Here is a 19659-nt window from a genome sequence, read left to right as displayed (position 1 = left end):
AAAATTCGGCGATGGAATGTTGCGTTTCCACTTCGCACTGTCACATGCTGACTACAAGGAGGCGGCCGGGTGCGGCGTCGACGGGAGCAAGCAGCACCGACAACACGACCCATGAGCAGCCCTGGTGCCGTACCGCTGATCGAAGCTGCGGTGGCAGGGCGGGGTGGGTCCGCCCGTGCGGGGAGGGCGGGTGGTCCCACCCCTTCCAACCCACGACGAGAGGCAGGCCAGCGAAATGAGTGTCCCCAACCAGCGACCGGCCCGGGGGAGCGCAGCGACCTACCGCTCCGGCGCGTACACGAGTCTGCTGCCGTGGCAGGTGCGCGAGCGCCGCTTCAAGCTGGTCGGGCTCGGACGCCGCGGCCTGGCGCCCGACGACGTCTACGCCTTCCTCGACCGGGTCGCGAATGACATGGCCGCCGTCTACGCCGCCCTGGCGGCGAGCCGCCGGGAGACCGCCGTCATCAAGGACGCGCTGCGCCGCTGGCAGTCCGACCAGGCCCGCGCCCGCACCGACCGGGGACCCGAGGCATGAGCCAGCGCTACGTCATCCACCTGCCGGTCGTCGTCGCCGATCTGCCGGCCGCGCAGCGCCTGGCCCGGGTGATCGGCCGCTGGCTGCTCGTCCTGCCACAGACCGACCCGGGGGAGACCACCGTCTCGGCCGAGGACCACCAGAACGTACGGCATCGGGTCTTCTGCGACCTGTTGATGCCCGGCGGCCGGCGTTGCCTTCTCCGCGCCGACCACGACGGTGCCTGCTCCCGCCGCCTGCGCCGCTGAGCAGCGGGCGGCTAGCACTATGACGGGTTCTGTGACGTGGGAAGGCGCTCCCACCGGGAACGCGCTGAGCAGTGCTTCCACGCAACCACCTTTACGAGCTGGAGCTCGTCGCCGATGCGATGTCCGGCCTCGCGGCCGACGAGCACGACTTCACCTTCCAGTGGGTCTTCCCGCGGGTCGGAACCGTCCGGCCACCGCCGACTACCGCTGACCGGGTTGGCCGCACCGCGGTCGGCCGGCCCCGCGGGGGGTGGCCGGGATGAGACGGCGGGTAATCCACAGTGGTGAGGTAATGGCGTTGCCCATCACGACGGCGTGTGCGCCGGCGTCGAAGGCGTGCCCGATCTGCTCCGCCGTGCGATAGCGGCCTTCGGCGATTACCGGCACAGGCAGTAGCTCGGCGAGTCGCGCCACGAGCTCCAGGTCGGGTCTGTCTGTTGCGGGCCTGCCTGAGGTATAGCCGGACAGCGTGGTGGCCACTGCGTCGGCGCCGGCATCGGCCGCGGCTAGGCCCTCCCTCAGGGTGGAGACGTCGGCGAGTACCAGGGCGGTGGTGTGGGCGTGTACGGCGCGCACAGTGTCGGCGAACATCCCCCCGTCCGGGCGGGGCCGGTCGGTGGCGTCGACGGCGACGATGTGCGCTCCGGCTGTGGCGACTTGCACTGCGTGTGCCGGGGTTGGGGTGATGAACACGCCGGCGGTGCCGTGCTTGGCCAGCCCGATCACAGGTACGGCGACGGCGGCGCGGATGGCGGTGATGTCGGCCAGTCCGTTGGCGCGGATGGCCACCGCACCGCCCATCGCGGCCGCGGCGGCGACTCGCGCCTGCAGGTAGGGATTGCGCATCGGGTCGTCGGGCTCGTCGGGCAGTGGCTGGCACGACACCACCAGGCCACCGCGGAGGTCCTCGAAGAGCGTCACTTGTCCTCCATGGCTAGTCGGGCGGCCCCGATGGCCACGGCATCGTCGCCCAGTGCGGCCGGCAGCAGCGGTACGTCGGCCCAGGCGGGCAGCAGTTCGGCGGCGTATGCCCTGGTCGCGGCGGGGAACAGCGCGGGCGCCGCGCCGCCGGCCACGATGACCGCCTGCGGGTCGAGCAACGCGACGAGTCCGGCCAGCGCGCCGCCCAGCGCCTCGCCGGCCAGGGTGAGCACCCTCCGGGCTGTGGTCTCGCCGGCCGCGGCCCGGGCGGCGACATCCCGCCCGGTCACCTGCTCGCCGGTGGCCAGAGCGTACGCGGCGCCGAGCCCGGTGCCGGAGGCGAGCGCTTCCAGGTGTCCGTGACGCCCGCAGCCGCAGCGCAGCCGTTCGGCACCAGGGGCTGGCAGGTGTGCGACCTCGCCCGCCGCACCGTGGGCGCCGTGTTCGACGCGGCCGTAACGGATGAGGCCAGCGCCGAGGCCGGTCCCGACGGCGACCAGCAGCAGGTGCTCGCGTTCACGCCCCGCGCCGGTCCACGCCTCCCCGAGCGCGGCGGCGTTGACGTCGTTGTCGACGCTTACCCGCCGGTCCAGCCGTGCGGCGAGTTCGGCGGCGATGCGGGTGCCGGCCCAGCCGGGCAGGCTGTCGGTGGCGTACCGGACGGTGCCGGTGGCCGGGTCCAAGGTTCCCGCGGCACCGATGCCGACGCTCGTTCTCCGATCGCCGCTGAGTAGCTGCCCGGCGAGTCCCGCAGCGGTGTCGAGCACCGCCCTGGGACCCTGCCGGGCGGGCGTCGGGGCCTGGGCGCGGCCCACCACGTTCCCGGCCGGGGTCACCAGCATGGCGATGGTCTTCGTGCCCCCGATGTCGATGCCGACGTAGGCCGTGTCCTCGCGCATCAGCGTCTCCAGCGGCCAGGTGGCGGGGTCGTCCGGGTGGCGCTGTCGATCATCGCTTCCCCTCTTCGCAGGTGACCGGGCGGATGGCTATCTCGGTTGGCGTTGTTGAGAACCTACTATCGGCCTGGACCGTAAATCATGCTAGGGCGGATCAGAGGCGTGTGCCGTGTGTGGGCGCGTTCCTTGACGTCTCCACGGTAGGAAAGTTACGGTCAGGGCCGTTACTGCGGAGGTGCCTACAGATATGCGCGCTGTGGCAGAGCTGGAAGAGCGGCGGTCCCAGCCGCGCGAGGCGCTCGTGGCGGATCTGCGCAAGCCCGACGGGGACATCCTCGCCTTGGGTGCGGACGGCAAGCTCGGCCCCGGCCTGGTCCGGCTGGCGCTGCGCGGGGTGGCCGCCGCGGAGACCGGCGCCTACCCCGCAGAGATTGCGGGCCGGACAGCAACATCGAAGACGGATGACCCTCTCGGACAGGCGCTGGAGGAACAGGCATGACAAGAACCAGGCCACCCATCGCGGCCGCGTTACTCACCGTTGGCGCGCTACTCGCCGGCTTCCTCACCGCGACGGCCACGCCGCAGGCCGCACTCGCCGCCCCACCGTCCGCTCCCGCTCCGATCGTCGGCGCCGAGGAGGACTTGGGCCACGCCATCAACTCCCGCGTGCTCTCGCAATATCAGGCGCAGGGTGTCGACCAGGAGGGGCGGCCCCAGGCGTACTGGGTAACGGCTGGCAACAGCGAGATCCCGGCGATGTTCCAGGTCACCGACATCAGATCGGGCAAAGTCCTTTTCGGCCAGCGACTGCCCTCCGGTACGGGCAGTTGGGCGGTGACGTTCGCCAAGCCCCAACGCGCCGTGTATTTCGGGATGACAAACGGCAGGGTCTACACCTGGGCACCCGGCGATACGGCCGTGACTTCCCTGGGCATACCGTTCCCCGGCGAGCAGATCTGGCGGATGGCCGCGGCACCTGATGGTGTCGTCTACGGCGGGACCTACCCGAGCGGGAAGCTCTTCTCCTACGACCCCTCGACGAGCCGGTTCACCGACCACGGCCAGATCATCGCGGGTGAGACCTACGGCCAGTCGCTCGCGATCGATGATGACTACGTGTACTTCGGCACCAAGCCGAACGCGAAGTTGGCCCGCTTCGATCGCAAGACCGGCGATGTGCAGCACATCGCGCTGCCGGCCCGGTACGTGGACGAAGAAGCCGTGTACGACATGACGCTGGCGGGCGACTATCTGTTCATCCGACTCGACCATTCGAGCGATCTTCTCGTCTACCGGCTGAGCGACGGAACCGTCGTGAACACCATCCCCGCGATCTCCGGCCGGATGGTGTCCGAACCCGATCCGACGGGCCGTTACGTCTACTTTCGGATCGTGGCCGACGGCGTCGTCCAGTACGACCTGCAGACCCACACCTACTCTCCCGTCGGGTGGAAGCCGAACGCGTTGCCGGGCAGTTGGGACTGGATCGACCTGGCCGACCCGGCGTGGCCGGGCCCGACCCTGTCGATGACGTACTACTACGGCCGGGTCTACCTGTGGAACCCGCAGACCCACGCGACCCGGTACATCGGCGAAGAGGACCTGGAAGGCGCCCCCAACCCGATCCAGGCGATGGGGACCGGGCCGGACGGAGCCGTCTACATCGGTGGGTTCCTGTCGCCGCCCGGGATGGCGAGGTTCGATCCCGAAGACGACGTCATGACGCTGCTGTCCGGAGCTGGACAAGTGGAGGGGTTCGGGAGTCAGGGCGACCACCTGCTGTACGGGCGCTACCCGGACGGCAACCTGCTGGCATTCGACACCACCAAGCCGTGGGCCTACGGCACCAATCCCGTCCCGAAGGCCATTCTCGGCGACGAGCAGCAACGCGCGCAGGCGTTCGTCGACCTCGGTGACGAGATCGCGGTGGGCAGCATCCCGCGAGCCGGACGCCTGGGCGGGGCGCTGAGCTTCTGGACGCCGTCCAATGGCGAGGTCGAGACGTATCGCGACATCGTGCCGCAGCAGAGCGTCGTCAGCCTCGTCGAGCACGATGGGCTGCTCTACGGGGGCACGTCGATCAATGGTGGGTACGGCATCGAACCGTCGGCCAGCCAAGCTGAGTTGTTCGTGTTCGACCCCGATACCAAGCAGGTCGTCGAGCGTGTTGTCCCGGTGCCCGGGGGATCTGCCGTCAACGCTCTTGTTGTCGATGCAGCGGGCATGGTCTGGGGCCTATCGGACGGGACGCTCTTCACCTTCGATCCGGGGACCCGTACCGTGAGGCGAGCTGAGCGGCTGTTCCCGAACGTGACGACCATGTACGGCCACGAGCGCGGTCTGGTTCTCGCCGAGGACCGATTCCTCTACGCCGCGATATCCGACAGCCTGTGGCGTATCGATCCGGTGACGTGGCAGACCGCCGAGCTCGCCTCCGGCCGGGTGGCCTTCCTCACCAAGGGCGGGGACGGCAATCTGTACTACGGCCGCGTGTCGCGCCTGTACCGGTGGAACTTCGCGCTCAAGGCCACCTGCTCCCGCATCATCACAGGCGAGTACTCCGGGCAGCTCAAGGTCGAAGCGGGGACGACGTGCCTCAGGGACGCGAACGTAGGTGGGCCCGTGTCCGTCGGCATGGGGGCGAACCTGGTGGTTCACGACAGTGTCGTCAAGGGTCCCATGCGGGCCGAGGGAGCGGCGGGCCTGGCCATCCACGACAGTTCAGTCAGCGGACCGCTGTCCGTCATTGGCACCTCCGGTGACTTCAGGCTTGTCAAGTCCTCGATATCCGGGCCGGTGACCGTCGTCGACGGCCGAGGACCGTCCCTACTTTCCGGCAACGTGATTCGCGGACGCCTGGAATGCGCCGGCAACGATCCCGCGCCGCGCGATGATGGCGAGCCCAACCAGGTGACCGGGCCAGTGCAAGGGCAGTGCGGCCACCTCTGACCGGCCGCCGACCACGGCCGGTGCTCCGAATCCCACCCGGGGCACCAGCCGTGGTTTGTTGTGCGGACCCCGTACTCGTTGTGCACCTGCCCGCCTCCATTCTGCCGGCTGTATTCGAGCGCCTCGGCCGCGGCGTCGAGCGTCACGCCGGCCTCGGTGCGGAACTGGCGCAGCAGCCGGCCGAGCTGCCGGCGCGGCACGGTCGATCCGATGTCCTCTGCCATCCGGGCACTCCTTGATTCCATTCCGCAACAGGGCGTGACGCGTCTCTGGAACATCTATGGGTTTCAGTAAGATAAGTCAAGGTCTGTCCCAGAAAATCCGCCTCCGAACGTTGCGCGTCCACTTCGCACTGTCAAAGGATGACTACCGGCGCGGGGGGCGGGCGGGCCCCCCCCCCCCCCCCCCCCCCCGCTTCTCGATCGGCAATCCGTTGAGCAGCCCTGGTGCCGTACCGCTGATGCAAGCTGCGGTGTCAGGGCGGGGTGGGTCCGCCAGCACGGGACGGGCAGGCGGGCCCACCCCTTCCAGGAGCAGGAGGGGCAGGCTGATGAGCGTCCGCGACGAACGACCGGGGCAGGGGAGCGGGGCGACCGCCTACCGCTCGTCCGCGTACACCTCGCTGCTGCCGTGGCAGGTGCGCGAGCGCCGCTTCAAGCCCGCCGGGCTCGGACGCCGCGGCCTGGAGCCCGCCGACGTGTACGCCTTCCTCGACCGGGTGGCCGGCGACATGGCCAGCGTCTACGCCGCCCTCGCCGAGAGCCGCCGGGAGACGGCCAGGATCAAGGACGCGCTGCGCCGCTGGCAGTCCGAGCAGGCCCGCGTGGCGAACGGCGAGCGCCGGTGACCGAGCGCTGGGTCATGCACCTGCCGGTTACCGCCGCCGACCTGCCCGCCGCGCAGCGGCTGGCCCGGGTGATGGCCCGCTGGACCGGGATGCTGCCGCAGGCCGACCCGGGGGAGACCACCGTGTCGGGCGAGGACGACCAGAACGTACGGCATCGGGTCTTCTGTGACCTGCTGATGCCCGGCGGCCGGCGCTGCCTGCTCCGCGCCGACCACGACGGCCCCTGCACTCAGCCGGTGCCGAACACCGGTCGAACCAGATGACGCTGCTTCTTGGTCTCGCGTGGACGACTAACGACGACACCCCGGAGGACACCGGTCGGCAGCCTCTTGCGGTGGAGGCCGTGATCGGGGCGCACGCCGCCGCGCTCGTGCCGGGTGTCATCACGACCACACCTCACGCGCGTTATCTCAGCCTGCACGCCCGCCTCGCGCTCGAGGCTCGGCGGCGGGGGCTGGACCGACGACGCGGTGGAGTTGCCCGACGAGGTGAAGAACGCAGTGCTGGCCGCCCAGCGCCGCCAGTATCGGTGAGGGCAGGTGGGGCTCGGTATGCGGGACCTTCAGCCAGAGCAGGTAGCCGTCAGGGTCTGCGGCGGCCCAGACAGCCGATCTGCTCGACCAGTGCAAGCTCCGATACCGAGCAGGCGATCAGCCGGCGGGGCGGGGCGGCGCAAGCCGGATCACCGCGCCGCTCGCGTCGTCACTGACCAGCAGCGTGCCGTCCGCGTCGATCGCGACGTCGACCGGCCGGCCCCACGCATCGCCCGTCGACTCGTCGAGCCACCCGGTGGCGAGGTCACGCTGCTCGCCCGGGCCCTGCCGCCACGGGAAGTGGATCACTTTGTATCCGGTGGGCCGGCTGCGATTCCACGAGCCGTGCAGGGCGATCACCGCGCCGAGGTCCGGTGCCGCCGTACCGGCCGTGAAGGTCAGACCCAGCGGGGCCGAGTGCGCCGGGATGCCCACGTCGATCGGCGTGGCCGTCGCACAATCGGCCGCCCGCCCGTCCCGGTTGAGGTCGTAGTCCCGGTCGTACGGCATGTTGCGCACGCCCCGGTCGGGGTTCGGGTTGCAGAACGGCCAGCCGTAGAAACCGCCCTCGCGGACCCGGGTGAAGGGCTCCGGCGGGTGGTCATCCACGTACGTCGTGACCCGGCGGCCGAGGTCGCCGCGGCCGTCGCCGTTGACGTCCCGGTCGTCGGGCACCGGCAGGTTGTCGCGGTTGTTGACCACCGCCCACAGGTCACCCGAGTCGGGGGCGAACGCGAGCCCTTCGGCGTTGCGCAGGCCACGGGCGAACAACCGGCGATCGGCGTTGCGCCCGGCCGCGTCGTAGGTGTAGATCGCTCCGCGCTGCGGATCGCTCCGGGTGTCGCTGACGCAGACGTTGCAGGTGGAGGCGATCGAGACGTACAGCCGCCCATCGCGGACGGCGATGTTCTTCAGCACGTGCGCGTACTGGCCGCGCAGTTCGGCGGTGCTGGTGTCGGGCAGGCCGTCGGCGACCACCTCGCCGGGTCCCGGCCGGTCCCCCGTGCCGTATGGATAGCGCACCACCCGGTCCGCCTCGGCGACGAAAACCCATATGCGACCGGCGACATCGGCGAACACGATGTCGTGCGGCCGGTTGAGGCCGGTGAGGAACTCACTGGCCTGACCGGTGCCGTCGGCGCCCTTGCGAATCAGCAGGACAGTTCCCCGGCTGGGCTGGGACAGCAGCAGGTCGCCGGCCGGGGTCGGGGCCATGAACCGCGGCTTGGCCGCCCGGACGTACACCGAGGCGGACCAGCCCGCCGGCAGGTTCAGGTGGCGCGGTACGTCGTACGGGGCGGCTGTTAGGCCGGCGGGCACCTGCACCTGCACCGGGACGCGGACCAGGTGGTCGGCACCGCCCGCAGCAGCCCGGCCTGGAGTCGACGGCCCGGGCGTCGCGCTGGGCCGGCGATCGGGTTGCCCGCACGCACCGGTCATCAGCACGAGGACGGCGAGCAGGCCGGCAGCGCGTCGACGGCGCAGGATCATGCCGACGACGGTACCGCCCGCTGCCCGGATCACGTGAACCACAACGCCGCGGTGTCGGGTTGAATGGGCGGCGATCATCCGTTCGCGTACCGCTGCGGGAAGGGCGTTCCATAGGCGCCGGCCTGCCTCCTCGACTGGGGCCGGGTCCAGCTGCGCGGCGGTGGCCGCACGTGCGATCAAGGCATCGGCGGCCTGCGCTGCCGGCCCTTGGAGGGCCTCTACGGCGTCGGCCATGCAGATGTCAGCCGATCAGCCGGTCGGCCCGCCCACAGACCGGGAGCGGCGCGGCTTCGCCTCCCTGCGGAAGAGGGAGATGACCGGATGAGCGGTCGTTCGTATTCCCTGGTCAGCGGCGGTTTCTGGTCGTCGCTCTGTTACGTCAACCTGTCGACGGTTCAAGCAACACCGGGTAGTGCGCTACGGACGAGGAAGTGATTCAGATGCGGATAAGAATTGACGAGATCTTCACGGACGCCGGAGTCGCGTCCACTCCGAACACTCACGGGGATACTCACCACAAATCGGCCGAAGTCGTATTTGTGAGGCGGTCCAAACCACACCAATTCTGGTGCCCGTCTTCCGTACTTTCAGCTGATGGCCTCGGCGCTGCCGGGTGGGAGCCTATTCACTAACCCAGTGGCTCCCGACCGCCGCTGGCCAGGAGTTCTCGGCGTGACGGGGGTGTCGCCGATGGCAGTCCGACCGACGAAGCGTCTCTTCGGGCGCCCGTTCGAGCGTCGCCTGATCCCGATTGTGGTTCTCCTGATCGGTCTGCTCGCCGTGCCGATGCCCAGCTACGCCCGCGATCCCGGCAACCCGGCCCAACCCGCACCGGGCGGCGGGTCCCCGGTCGTCGACCCGCACGCCGGCCACCGCGCCGCCGTGGCGCCGACCGGCGAGCCGCCGATGCCCGGCCCCATGGCGATGAGCGAACCGCCCGGGGAGTCGTACGTCAAGCGGGACCTGGTCCTGCCCACAACGGGCTGGATCGCCACGGCCAGCGATCAGGCACCGACCTACCCGGCCAGCAACGTGCTCGACGGCCAGCCGACGACGATCTGGCACTCGCGCTACGCGACTCCCGCCGCGCCGTTGCCGCACACCATCACGATCGATATGCGCAGCGCGCTCAGCATCAAGGGATTGACGTATCTGCCGCGGCAGGACACGTCGTCGAACGGCAACGTGGGCCGCTACTCCGTCTCGGTCAGCAGCAACGGGACCGCGTGGGGCTCGCCGGTCGCGACCGGCACGTGGGGCGACACCAAGATGGTGAAGACTGCCGTCTTCGCCGCCGTCAACGCGCGCTACGTACGGCTGACCACCCTGTCCGAGGCGGGCAACCGCGGCCCGTGGTCCGCGGCGGCCGAGATCAAGGTGATCGGCGGCCCGGCCGTGGCCGGGGCGTTGCCCCGGGCAGGCTGGACCGCGAGCGCCAGCGACCAGTCCGCAGCGTATCCCGCAAGCAACGTGCTGGACGGCAACGCCACGACGCTGTGGCACTCCCAGTACTCGCCGGCCACGCCGCTGCCGCACACCCTCACCATCGACATGAAGGCCACGAAGAGAATCGGCGGCCTCACCTACCTGCCACGCGCCGACGCGTCCAACAACGGGAACATCGGCCGCTATTCCATCTCGGTCAGCGTCGATGGCAGCGCCTGGGCCACGCCGGTGGCGAACGCCACGTGGGTCGACGACAAGACCGCGAAGACCGTCGCCTTCGCCGAGGTCGACGCGCGCTACGTGCGGCTGACCGCCACCACGGAAGCCGGCAACCGCGGCCCGTGGTCGGCGGCGGCCGAGATCGAGGTGCACGGCTCGGCGCCGGCCGCGGGCGTCGGCGGCAGGTGGGACGCGCCGATCGGCTTCCCCGCCGTACCCGTCTCCGCCGTATTGCTGCCCAACAACAAGGTGCTCACCTTCGCCGCAGTCGGCGACATGAGATTCGACAAGTTCGGTGCCACGACGATCGTGTCCATTTTGGACCTCGCTACTGGTGCGGTCAGCCCGCCGGCGAACATCAACACCCAGCACCAGATGTTCTGCAGCGGGCTCGCCGTCCTGGCCGACGGCCGGGTGCTCATCAACGGCGGCAGCACCGACGGCGCGACCACCATCTACAACCCGGCGCTCAACTCGTGGGCGGAAGGGCCGCGGATGCAGATCCCGCGCGCCTACCAAAGCACCACGCTGCTCTCCGACGGGCGCGTGTTCACGCTCGGCGGTTCCTGGTACGACGCCGCCGGCAACAAGGACGGCGAGGTCTTCACGCTGAGCGGCAGCAGCGGCACGTGGGCGAAGCTGACCGGCGTCACGGCCACCCGGATCCTCACCGCCGACCCGGGCGGTGTCTACCGCTCCGACAACCACGCCTGGCTGTTCGCCATCTCCGGCGGCGCGGTCTTCCACGCCGGCCCGAGCAAGCAGATGAACTGGATCACGACGAGCGGGGCGGGCACCATCGTCGGCGCCGGCAACCGCGCCGACAGCGCCGACGCGATGAACGGCAACGCGGTCATGTACGACATCGGCAAGATCCTGACCTTCGGCGGGGCCACGGCGTACGAGGACGCCGGTACCGTCACCAACGTCCAGGCCACCCGGCGGGCGTACACCCTGGACATCACGGCCGGGAGCGGACAGCCGGTCGTCACCACGCGCGTCGCGGACATGGCGTACGCCCGGGCGTTCGGCAACGGCGTCGTCCTGCCGGACGGCACTGTGCTGGCGCTCGGCGGCCAGCAGCATCCGCAGGCCTTCACCGACACCGGAGCCGTGTCCAGCCCGGAACTGTGGGACCCGGCGACCGGCCAGTTCACCACGATGGCGCCGGAGGTGGAGCCGCGCACGTACCACAGCGTCGCGCTCCTGCTGCCCGACGGCCGGGTGTTCTCGGGCGGCGGCGGGCTCTGCGGCTCGTGCGCCACCAACCATCCGAACGGCCAGATCTTCACACCGCCGTATCTGCTGAACCCCGACGGGTCCGCGCGGGTCCGGCCGACGATCACCGCCGCGCCCGCGACGGCGCGGCCCGGAACGACGATCACGGTGACCACCGGCGCACCGGTCCCGCGCTTCGCGCTCGTGCGCACCTCGGCCGTCACGCACACCGTCAACACCGACCAGCGGCGGATCCCGCTCACGCCGACGAGCGTCAGCGGCACGACGTACACGCTGCCGATCCCGGCCGACACGGGCGTTACGCTGCCGGGCGACTACCTGCTCTTCGCGCTCGACACGCAGGACACGCCGAGCGTCGCCAGGTTCATCCGGATCAACTGAAGAGGGTAGGGCGAAGCCCCACACGCCTGCCGCCCCACGAGGTGTCCGTTACCCGTCTCAGTCGTCGTCGCACTGCGGCCAGGCGCTCGCGCCGCCCTCACACCGGATCCGGACCTATCCTCGGTGGGCCTTCATCGTTCCCAGGGCTGCTTCAAGCGATCCTCGCGGCCGAGTCCCGGGTCCGTACCGGCCACCGCCGACGCCAGGCAACGGCCGGGTCGTCGAGCCGGGCCGACCGGGGGCCGTACCGGCCTGAACCAGCTGCCCCGGGCGGGGAACCCAGCCCGGGGCGGACACGTCGTAGGGGCATGACAGGCAGCAGCGTCGGCGTGCCCCATCGAACGGCCGCCCCGGGCATCCCCCGAGTCATGACTCCAGCCCGGGTCATGGGACTGGCCCTGGTTGCCAGCCTGGCCCTGGTCACCGGCTGTACGGCGGAGCCGGTCCCCGCGCCACCACGTGACCGGGGACTGCCGGCTGGCGGGTTCCGGCTCGTCGCGTTCGACTCCTGCGCGGAGGCGCTGCAGCAGCTCAAGACGGCTGCCATGGCGTACGTCGGGCCCTGGGGGTTCGGGCCGAACGGGGACATCCGTACCTCCGAGATTGCGGAACAGGCCGGGGCGCCCGCCGGAGCGAAGCGGGCGGATGCGGCGCCCGGGGCCAACGCGGCAGCCCTGGGCGACACGGCGGCCGGGGCTGCCGCCGCCGGCTACTCGGGCACCAACACCCACGAGGCCGGGGTCGACGAACCGGACCTGGTCAAGACCGACGGCAAGCGGATCGTCACCGTCCGCCAAGGCAAGCTGTACGTGGTCGACCCGGCCACCCGCCAGCTGACCGGGGAACTGAAACTGGCACCCGGCGGGTTCGGTGGGGCCGAAGACAGCCTGCTGCTGCAGGGTGATCGGGCGCTGGTGCTGCTCCGCGAGGGGTGGGTTGGAACGGCGAAACCCGCCGTCCCCGAGGGAGGCGGGCGCCCCGCCCCGGCGGACGGCGGCTCTGCCCCGATGCCGGACGACATCGTCGGCCCCCGGCTGATCATGGTCGACCTTTCCGGCGCGCCGAAGGTCATCGGCGAATACCGGATCGACGGCAATCTGGTGGACGCCCGCCAGGTGGGCACGACGGTCCGCGTCGTTGTCCGCTCCGCGCCCCGGCTGAACTTCCCATACCGCGAACGGGCCACCGACGAGCAGCGCACCGGCGCCAACCGCGAGATCATCGACAACGCCAGCGCCGACGACTGGCTGCCCCGGTACGAGGTCACCTCCGGCGGGCGAACCAGCACCGGACGGGTCGGCTGCGACCGGGTGAGCCGGCCGGCCAGCTACTCCGGCACGTCGCTGGTGACCGTGCTCAGCTTCGACCTCGGTGTGGCCACGCTCGGCGGCGGCGACCCGGTCACCGTGATCGCCGACGGCGACACCGTCTACAGCAACGGACCCCGGCTGTACGTCGCCAATGACCAGCGCTGGCGGGTGCTGCCGATGCTGACCGCGCGGAAGGTCGCACCCGATCCCAAGGACGAGACCACCGAGATCTACCAGTTCGACACCTCGGGCGCGGGTGCCCCGCGGTACGTCGCCGCCGCGTCCGTACCGGGCTGGCTGATCAACCAGTACGCCATGTCGGAGTGGGACGGACACCTGCGAGTGGCCACCACCAGTGGCCGTACCTGGGGCGACAAGCCTGACTCGACGTCCAGCGTGTACGTCCTGCGCGCCGACGGTACGACGCTGACCAAGGTCGGCAAGGTCACCGGACTGGGCAAGCGGGAACGGATCCACGCCGTACGGTTCGTCGGCGGCACCGGGTACGTCGTCACCTTCCGGCAGACCGACCCGCTCTACACCGTCGACCTGCATGACCCGACGGCGCCAAAGGTGAGCGGCGAACTGAAGATCAACGGGTATTCGGCGTACCTGCACCCGGCCGGCGAAGGACGGCTGCTCGGCGTCGGGCAGGAGGCGTCCAACCAGGGCCGTGTCCAGGGCACCCAGCTCTCCCTTTTCGACGTCTCCGACCCGGCCAAGCCGACCCGGATCGCCCAGTATCACGTCAAGCAGGGGCACTCCGAGGCGGAGTTCGACCCGCATGCGTTCCTCTACTGGCCGGCCGAACGCCTGGTCGTGGTCCCACTGACCGTCTACCGCAAAGGCGCCGTGGGCAACCCTGGTGCGGTGAACGACCAGAGTGTCGTGGGCAAAGCGGGCCTGCCGAGCAACGTGGCGCTGGCTCTACGGGTCGGCGACGGCGGGTTCACCGAGGTCGGCACGGTCGACCACACGCTGGGCACGGGGCGTCCCGAGGACCTGGCGCCGATCCGCCGGTCACTGGTGGTCGACGGAGTGCTCTGGACCGTCTCCGGCGCTGGCCTCAAGGCGACCAGCCTCTCCACCATGAAGACCCTCGGCTGGCTGCGTACGGCGTGACCCGCATGATGGTCGCCTACCTGGCCAAGCGGATCGCTTAGCGGCCAGGGAACGCGCGGCGACCATGCATCTCGGCACGCGCTAACCGAGTGCCGACCGCCGCCGGCCAGCGGCCTGGCCCGGCGTCAGGTGGGCGAGGGGCGAGGCTCCGCCGTCGACAGGGAGAGCCAGAAGAAGCCATGACCGGCCAGGCCGATGTCGTATTCGCCGGACTCCTGCACCTTGGGGAACTCGGCGCCGCCCATGAGCTCCCGCGGCCGACGGCCGGCGTGCGAGGACAGGGTCAGGGTCGTCGTCTGTGGGTACCGGGAGAAATTGAACAAGCACAGCACCTCGTCGTCGCGCTCGCCGCGGAGGAATGCGAGCACGGTCGGGTTGGTCGACCGGACGATGCGGCAGCCAGGGCGGGAGAACGCCGTCCAGGCGTGGCGCGTCTCGATCAGCTTCTCGACCACGTGCAGCAGGGAGGACCGTGAGCGGAGTTGGTTCTCCACGTTGACCGCCATGTAGCCGTAGATCGACTCGTGGACCAGCGGCGCCGGCAGGTTCTCCGGCTGTGCCACGGAGAAGCCACCATTGCGGTCCGGTGCCCACTGCATCGGCGTGTTGACCGCCCGATTGCCGGGCAGCGACAGGTTCTCGCCCATGGCGATCTCGTCGCCGTTGTAGATGACCGGAACGCCGGGCATTGACAGCAACAACGCGAAGGCGAGTTCGAGCTGCCCCCGGTCGTCGTTGAGCAGGCTGGCCGTCCGCCTGCGGATTCCGGTCGACCCCCGCATGCGGGCCAGCGGCGCGTAGGTGTGCAGCAGTTCGTCGCGTTCCCGCTCATGCAGCAGGCCCAGCGACATCTCGTCCCCGTTGCGCAGGAACACCGCCCAGTGGCGGTCACCTGGCTGGTCACGCATCTGCGACAGCACCCGCGACACCGGCCGGTGCGCCTCACGCCGCATGGCGAGCAGCAGACTCGGCATGAGCGAGGCGTACATCACCAGGTGGCACTCGGGGTGCTCCTCGGTGCCGAAGTAGGAGCTGGCGCCTGCCGGCCAGTCCTCGCTCCACGCGATGAAGATCCGATTCGGGTATGTCGAATCCAGCCAGGACCGCAGTTCCCGCAGGTAGCTGTGCGTCTCGTCGAGTCCCTTGCTCGGCGTGCCGGTGCGCTCGAACAGGTAGGGAACCGTCAGCAGGCGCAGGCCGTCGACCCCCTCCCGGAGCCAGAAGTCCATCACGTCACGCATCGCGACCCGCACCTCGGGCGCGTCGTAGTTCAGGTCCGGCTCGTGGGGGCTGTAGCGGTGCCAGTAGTACTGTCGCCGTCTACCGTCGTACGTCCAACCCGCGCCACGGCTGCTGAGCGGTTCGTCCGCCTCGGCGTAGTCGCCGCCCGTGTCACTCCACACGTAGAAGTTCCCGTACGGGCCGTCCGGGTCGCTCCGAGAGGCCTTGAACCACGGATGCTCTTCGCTGGTGTGGTTGAGCACCAGGTCCAGCACCACCCGCAGACCCTGCCGACGGGCGAGGCTGAGCAGCTCCAGCAGGTGCGACGGCTGCCCGAGGCCCTCGTCGATGGCCTCGAAGTCGGACGCCGCCCAACCGTCACCCGGCGACGGCGACGCCATGATCGGGTTCAGCAGCAGACATTCCACCCCCAGCCGGCGCAGGTAGTCCAGCTTCTCGGTGATCCCGCGCAGGTCGCCGTGGCCGTCGCCGTCGGAGTCGTAGAAGAACCGTACGTTCACCTCATAGAACGTGCTGCCAGCCGCCCAGTTGGGGTCGCCCGGCGGCTCCGGGCCGGGGTCGTCCTCGACCTCGGCGCGGGTGACGCGGAGCCGACCCGACAGGGCCTGCCGGGCTCGCGCGGCCACGCGCTCAGCCGGGTCCCGCTCCAGGGTCTCGAGCGTCTCGAACGCGGCCACCAGCTGCTCGCGGGTCCGGTGCTTGCCGTGCGCCCAGTTGCTCAGCTCGTCCACGGCGAGCACCCGTGCCGACGCGAGTCCGCTGCGGGTGAGCGCGAGGAGGTCGCCCGGAATCAGCTCGGGCCGCCGGGGCGCGTTGCTGAGGATCAGGTCCCCGACGCCGGCGGCCCGCATCTGGGGGGTCTGCCGGTGCTCCCGGTCGACCATCCGGACAGCCGCGTACTCGAAGGCCTCCCGGACGCTGATGATCCCGTTGCCGTCGCGGTCGGCGGCGCCGGTCCGCAGCCCCTCGAGGAAAGGGCCGGAGAACGCGGACGGCAGCGCGTGCTGCTTGTAACCGTCACCCTCGTGTGCCAACTCGGTGACCCCGGCGGACACCACGACGATGCGGCTGCGGTCCCCGCGCTGCTTGAGGTCGCCGAAGGCGCCCGCGTGGCAGCAGTCCAGGATCAGGACCAGCTCGCTGGCCCGGCACTCGTCGATCCAGTGCCTCAGTTCGTCGGCCGGTACCGCGGTCGGCGGAAGGCGGTCCGGGTCGGTGTCGGCAGCGGTGAGGTAGAGCCGATGCCCGTCGTGCAGTCGCCCGTGGCCGGAGTAGTACACGAGCAGGAAGTCGTGGCGATCGGCGCTCTTCAGGAAGTCGTAGAGCGTGACCTGCGCGGCGTGGGCGTCGTCGTCGAGGGAGTCCCGGACCTCGTCGAAGGCGCCGAGCCCGGGGTCCCGGAGCAGCTGTGCCCAGTCCTTGAGGTCACTGGCGGGTGAGTCCAGGTCGGGCAGCGCTTCGCTGGCGTAGGTGCCCACACCGATGAGGAGCGCGCGCTTCACCGTGGGTGCCCACCGGGTCCGGACGCCCCTGCGTCACTCACCATCGACCTTCTGCGGCACGGCGGGCGTGCCCTGCCGGGGCACCGACACCGACTTGATGACCTCGGTCATGGTCTTCTCCGACACGTCCCGCACGTCGATCTCGGTGCCGTCCGGGAGGGTCATCCGCAGATGCTTGCCCTTGTTGCGTTCCTGGTAGCGCTTGATGACCTCGATCAGGTGCTTGATGTCCGCCGCGGCCCGCTTCGCAGTCGGATAAGAGAAGACGGCGAGGGTGAGTGTGCCGAAGACGATGCTGACCGGATCGCGCGTCCCCGGCGCGGCCTGCTCGACGAGCTCCGTCGCCTCGACACCCGGAAGCTGGTTCAGGTGGTCCTTGAGATGGCGCGCCTGCTCGGCCAGTTCCTCATCGGTGACCGGCCCGTCGGACACCACCCGCAAGATAAATCCATCGGTCATGATCTCATCGTGGTCCCTGTCGGTATGCCCGGCAAGGGTCCGACCGTGGGATCCCGCGCGGGCGCCGGTCGCTTGGCGGGCGGTACGCCCGTCACCACCCGATCCGCCCCGGAACGCGAGCGCTCGACGGCCCGCGCGTGACGTGCATCCGACAGATCCGTGACGATGTGCGCGACCTCGTCACTCTTCCGGTCGCGGCAGCGGCAGGAGGGGCCGCTCCTCACCTCAGCAGGTCGGTGACCGGTCGGGCGCGGATCGACGCGTCGAGCACCTGGGCGGTGTGGGCGAGGGCAACGGCGCCGCCGAGCCGCGCGACCGCGGCGCCGACCTGCATGAGGCAGCCAGGGTTGGCGGTGACGAGCAGGTCGGCGCCGGTTGCCAGAACGTCGCCGGCCTTGCGTTCCCCGAGCTGCGCCGCCGGCTCCGCGTTGAGCACGTTCCAGACGCCGGCCGATCCGCAGCAGATCTCCGGGTCGGCGATCTCCCGCAGCTCGAGCCCGGGTATCCCCCGCAGCAGCTCACGGGGCTGCGCCCGCACCCCTTGGGCGTGCGCCAGGTGACAGGCGTCGTGGTACGCGACAGTCACCGGCAGCGGGTGACGCCGGGCGACCGGCCCCAGCTCGACGAGCACTTCGGACAGGTCGCGGACCTTCCCGGCGAACGCCGCCGCCCGCCCCGCGTACGCCGGGTCGTCCCGGAGCAGCTCGCCGTACTCCTTCAGCGCCGACCCGCACCCCGCCGCGTTGACCACGAAGTAGTCGATGCCGGCGGCGTCGAAGACGTCGACCAGCGCCCGGGCGAACCGCCGCGCCTCCTCCCGCCGTCCGTTGTGGACGCTCAACGCGCCACAGCAGCCCTGCCGGTCCGGGACGATGACCACCTCGCATCCCTCCGCGGCGAGAACCCGGGCGGTGGCCGCGTTGACATCGGGGAAGAAGGCCCGCTGCACGCAGCCGGTGAGCATGCCGACGGTCGCCCGACGGTCGCCGTCCGCCGGGACCCGCGTCGGCACTCGGGCCGCCCGCCCCAGCGCGGGTGCCAGCGATTCGAGGGTGGCGAGCGTCGGCGCCAGGCGCTGCAGCAGTCCGGTACGGCGGACCAGTCGCCGCAGGCCGCTGGCCTGGTACGCCCGCAGCGGTCCGCGCAGCAAGCGCAGCCGCTCCGGGTACGGGAACACCCGGAAGATGGCGGCTCGGAGCAGCCGCTCCCGGCGGGACCGGGGATGCCGGCGTTCCACCTGCTGCCGGGTGTCCTCGATCAGCCGGTCGTAGCGGACCCCGGACGGGCACGCGGTCACGCAGGCCATGCAGCCCAGGCACCGGTCGAAGTGCCGCACCATCGACGCGCTCAGCGGCTCCCCGTCGAGCCCCTCCTTCATCAGGTAGATGCGCCCGCGCGGCGAATCCATCTCCTCGCCCCACAGCACGTACGTGGGGCAGGTGGGCAGGCAGAAGCCGCAGTGCACGCAGTCGTTGACCAGGTCCCGGCGGGGCGGGTGGTGGTCGTCGAAGGCGGGTTCGCCCGGCGACCCGGCGACCGGTCCCAGCACGTCCGGCGGGGCGCTGTCCGCCCGGCTGCCCTTCGGCCGGGCGACGCCGCGCTGGGCCGGGAGGTCGCTCGACATGTCAGATCCCTCCCACGAAGCGGCCGGGCGCGAAGCGCCCGTCCGGGTCGAACTGCGCCTTGACCCGGTGCATCAGCTCGAGTCCGTCGACCGGCCCCCACAGGTCGACCCGCTCCCGCACCGCGTCGCCGCCCCCGCCTCGTCGGTGGACGGGAAGGCGGCGAGCAGCGTACGGACCGACTCGGGCAGCCGGAGCAGCCGTACGGTCACCTCGGTGACGATGCCGAGCGCCCCCTGGGAGCCGACGAGGGCGCCGAGCAGGTCGTAGCCGGGCGCGTCTGGGGCCTGACCGCCGAGGCGCACCAGCTGCCCGTCCGGGGTGACCACCTCCAGCCCGGTGACGTGGTTGGAGGTGAAGCCGTACTTCAGGCAGTGCGCACCGCCGGAGTTCTCCGCCACGTTCCCGCCGATCGAGCAGGTCTGCTGGCTCGACGGGTCGGGGGCGTAGTATTGACGATCTCTCTGCCCTAAAGGGCGGAGATTCCCTGCACGCTGCGGGTGGATCGCGCGGCGTTCGGGCGGATTCCTGCTTCTCGGCGCGGTGCCGGCACGGGTGCCGGTCTTACCTGCGCTCCACAGGCGTTTAGGCTCTCCCAGCGTCCCTGGGCGAGCACGTTGATGGCCGCGTTGACGTCCCGGTCGTGGGCGGTCCCGCAGGGGCAGGTCCACGACCGGACGGACAGCGGTTTGGGTCC

The 19659-nt window shown here is 70.6% G+C and carries 16 protein-coding genes and 1 pseudogene; 8 read left to right on the top strand and 9 right to left on the bottom strand.

What is annotated here, in order from left to right; all coding sequences use genetic code 11:
• Positions 1-235: 235 nt before the first annotated feature.
• Both ACLQ2U_RS22170 and ACLQ2U_RS22165 read left to right on the top strand, forming a co-directional pair.
• Complete coding sequence (locus ACLQ2U_RS22170; RefSeq protein WP_425752648.1) at positions 236-535, top strand: DivIVA domain-containing protein; 300 nt, start codon at positions 236-238, stop codon at positions 533-535.
• The gene (locus tag ACLQ2U_RS22165; protein WP_425752647.1) at positions 532-783 is read left to right on the top strand and encodes a hypothetical protein; all 252 of its coding nucleotides are present in this window, start codon (positions 532-534) and stop codon (positions 781-783) included. The genes ACLQ2U_RS22170 and ACLQ2U_RS22165 overlap by 4 nt, the downstream gene beginning before the upstream one ends.
• A gap of 201 nt (positions 784-984) precedes the next feature.
• Here the strand turns inward: ACLQ2U_RS22165 and ACLQ2U_RS22160 are convergent, their stop codons facing one another.
• Positions 985-1704, bottom strand: a complete 720-nt coding sequence (locus tag ACLQ2U_RS22160) for an N-acetylmannosamine-6-phosphate 2-epimerase (RefSeq protein ID WP_425752646.1) — start codon at positions 1702-1704, stop codon at positions 985-987.
• Complete coding sequence (locus ACLQ2U_RS22155) at positions 1701-2603, bottom strand: ROK family protein (RefSeq protein WP_425752645.1); 903 nt, start codon at positions 2601-2603, stop codon at positions 1701-1703. The genes ACLQ2U_RS22160 and ACLQ2U_RS22155 overlap by 4 nt, the downstream gene beginning before the upstream one ends.
• A 244-nt stretch (positions 2604-2847) precedes the next feature.
• On the opposite strand from ACLQ2U_RS22155, the gene ACLQ2U_RS22150 reads away from it, so the two are divergent.
• Both ACLQ2U_RS22150 and ACLQ2U_RS22145 read left to right on the top strand, forming a co-directional pair.
• Entirely contained in the window at positions 2848-3099 is a 252-nt protein-coding gene (locus tag ACLQ2U_RS22150) for a hypothetical protein (RefSeq protein ID WP_425752644.1), read from the top strand.
• Positions 3096-5549 carry a hypothetical protein gene (locus ACLQ2U_RS22145; protein ID WP_425752643.1) on the top strand — a complete coding sequence of 818 codons (2454 nt, stop codon included), beginning with the start codon at positions 3096-3098 and terminating at the stop codon, positions 5547-5549. The genes ACLQ2U_RS22150 and ACLQ2U_RS22145 overlap by 4 nt, the downstream gene beginning before the upstream one ends.
• 104 nt (positions 5550-5653) lie before the next feature.
• On the opposite strand, the pseudogene ACLQ2U_RS22140 reads toward ACLQ2U_RS22145, so the two are convergent.
• Positions 5654-5773: pseudogene (locus ACLQ2U_RS22140) on the bottom strand (helix-turn-helix domain-containing protein); the annotation flags it as partial.
• A 326-nt stretch (positions 5774-6099) separates the two neighbouring features.
• Between ACLQ2U_RS22140 and ACLQ2U_RS22135 the strand changes: the two are divergent.
• Both ACLQ2U_RS22135 and ACLQ2U_RS22130 read left to right on the top strand, forming a co-directional pair.
• A complete protein-coding gene (locus tag ACLQ2U_RS22135) occupies positions 6100-6396 on the top strand; it encodes a DivIVA domain-containing protein (RefSeq protein WP_425752642.1) in 297 nt (98 codons plus the stop codon).
• A complete protein-coding gene (locus ACLQ2U_RS22130) occupies positions 6393-6659 on the top strand; it encodes a hypothetical protein (protein WP_425752641.1) in 267 nt (88 codons plus the stop codon). The genes ACLQ2U_RS22135 and ACLQ2U_RS22130 overlap by 4 nt, the downstream gene beginning before the upstream one ends.
• 387 nt (positions 6660-7046) lie before the next feature.
• Here the strand turns inward: ACLQ2U_RS22130 and ACLQ2U_RS22125 are convergent, their stop codons facing one another.
• Entirely contained in the window at positions 7047-8420 is a 1374-nt protein-coding gene (locus tag ACLQ2U_RS22125) for a PQQ-dependent sugar dehydrogenase (protein WP_425752640.1), read from the bottom strand.
• A gap of 690 nt (positions 8421-9110) precedes the next feature.
• Between ACLQ2U_RS22125 and ACLQ2U_RS22120 the strand changes: the two genes are divergently transcribed.
• Both ACLQ2U_RS22120 and ACLQ2U_RS22115 read left to right on the top strand, forming a co-directional pair.
• Positions 9111-11705 carry a discoidin domain-containing protein gene (locus ACLQ2U_RS22120; RefSeq protein WP_425752639.1) on the top strand — a complete coding sequence of 865 codons (2595 nt, stop codon included), beginning with the start codon at positions 9111-9113 and terminating at the stop codon, positions 11703-11705.
• 368 nt (positions 11706-12073) lie between these two features.
• A complete protein-coding gene (locus ACLQ2U_RS22115; protein WP_425752638.1) occupies positions 12074-14137 on the top strand; it encodes a beta-propeller domain-containing protein in 2064 nt (687 codons plus the stop codon).
• A gap of 125 nt (positions 14138-14262) precedes the next feature.
• On the opposite strand, the gene ACLQ2U_RS22110 is transcribed toward ACLQ2U_RS22115, so the two are convergent.
• From ACLQ2U_RS22110 to ACLQ2U_RS22090, 5 genes are all read right to left on the bottom strand, one after another.
• On the bottom strand, positions 14263-16881 hold the full coding sequence (locus ACLQ2U_RS22110) for a caspase, EACC1-associated type (RefSeq protein ID WP_425752637.1): 2619 nt from the start codon (positions 16879-16881) through the stop codon (positions 14263-14265).
• 33 nt (positions 16882-16914) lie between these two features.
• Entirely contained in the window at positions 16915-17340 is a 426-nt protein-coding gene (locus tag ACLQ2U_RS22105) for a hypothetical protein (protein ID WP_425752636.1), read from the bottom strand.
• A 220-nt stretch (positions 17341-17560) separates the two neighbouring features.
• Positions 17561-18964 (bottom strand): (Fe-S)-binding protein, encoded by a 1404-nt coding sequence (locus ACLQ2U_RS22100; protein ID WP_425752635.1) that lies wholly within the window; start codon positions 18962-18964, stop codon positions 17561-17563.
• Positions 18965-19036: 72 nt separating this feature from the next.
• On the bottom strand, positions 19037-19363 hold the full coding sequence (locus ACLQ2U_RS22095; protein ID WP_425752634.1) for an FAD-binding oxidoreductase: 327 nt from the start codon (positions 19361-19363) through the stop codon (positions 19037-19039).
• Positions 19364-19431: 68 nt separating this feature from the next.
• On the bottom strand, positions 19432-19647 hold the full coding sequence (locus ACLQ2U_RS22090) for a zinc ribbon domain-containing protein (protein WP_425752763.1): 216 nt from the start codon (positions 19645-19647) through the stop codon (positions 19432-19434).
• Positions 19648-19659 lie beyond the last annotated feature (12 nt).

Origin of the sequence: Micromonospora sp. DT47, assembly GCF_049844475.1 — a bacterium.
Classification (GTDB): Bacteria; Actinomycetota; Actinomycetes; order Mycobacteriales; family Micromonosporaceae; genus Micromonospora.
The sequence above is the reverse complement of the archived record's forward strand: the minus strand, read 5'-3'. Positions and strand labels throughout refer to the sequence as shown.

Coding starts and splice junctions, on each gene's coding strand:
- ACLQ2U_RS22165 (WP_425752647.1), top strand. CDS start 532: ATGAGCCAGCGCTACGTCATCCACCTGCCGGTCGTCGTCGCCGATCTG.
- ACLQ2U_RS22155 (WP_425752645.1), bottom strand. CDS start 2,603: ATGCGCGAGGACACGGCCTACGTCGGCATCGACATCGGGGGCACGAAG.
- ACLQ2U_RS22125 (WP_425752640.1), bottom strand. CDS start 8,420: ATGATCCTGCGCCGTCGACGCGCTGCCGGCCTGCTCGCCGTCCTCGTG.
- ACLQ2U_RS22150 (WP_425752644.1), top strand. CDS start 2,848: ATGCGCGCTGTGGCAGAGCTGGAAGAGCGGCGGTCCCAGCCGCGCGAG.
- ACLQ2U_RS22170 (WP_425752648.1), top strand. CDS start 236: ATGAGTGTCCCCAACCAGCGACCGGCCCGGGGGAGCGCAGCGACCTAC.
- ACLQ2U_RS22120 (WP_425752639.1), top strand. CDS start 9,111: ATGGCAGTCCGACCGACGAAGCGTCTCTTCGGGCGCCCGTTCGAGCGT.
- ACLQ2U_RS22105 (WP_425752636.1), bottom strand. CDS start 17,340: ATGACCGATGGATTTATCTTGCGGGTGGTGTCCGACGGGCCGGTCACC.
- ACLQ2U_RS22115 (WP_425752638.1), top strand. CDS start 12,074: ATGACTCCAGCCCGGGTCATGGGACTGGCCCTGGTTGCCAGCCTGGCC.
- ACLQ2U_RS22100 (WP_425752635.1), bottom strand. CDS start 18,964: ATGTCGAGCGACCTCCCGGCCCAGCGCGGCGTCGCCCGGCCGAAGGGC.
- ACLQ2U_RS22145 (WP_425752643.1), top strand. CDS start 3,096: ATGACAAGAACCAGGCCACCCATCGCGGCCGCGTTACTCACCGTTGGC.
- ACLQ2U_RS22135 (WP_425752642.1), top strand. CDS start 6,100: ATGAGCGTCCGCGACGAACGACCGGGGCAGGGGAGCGGGGCGACCGCC.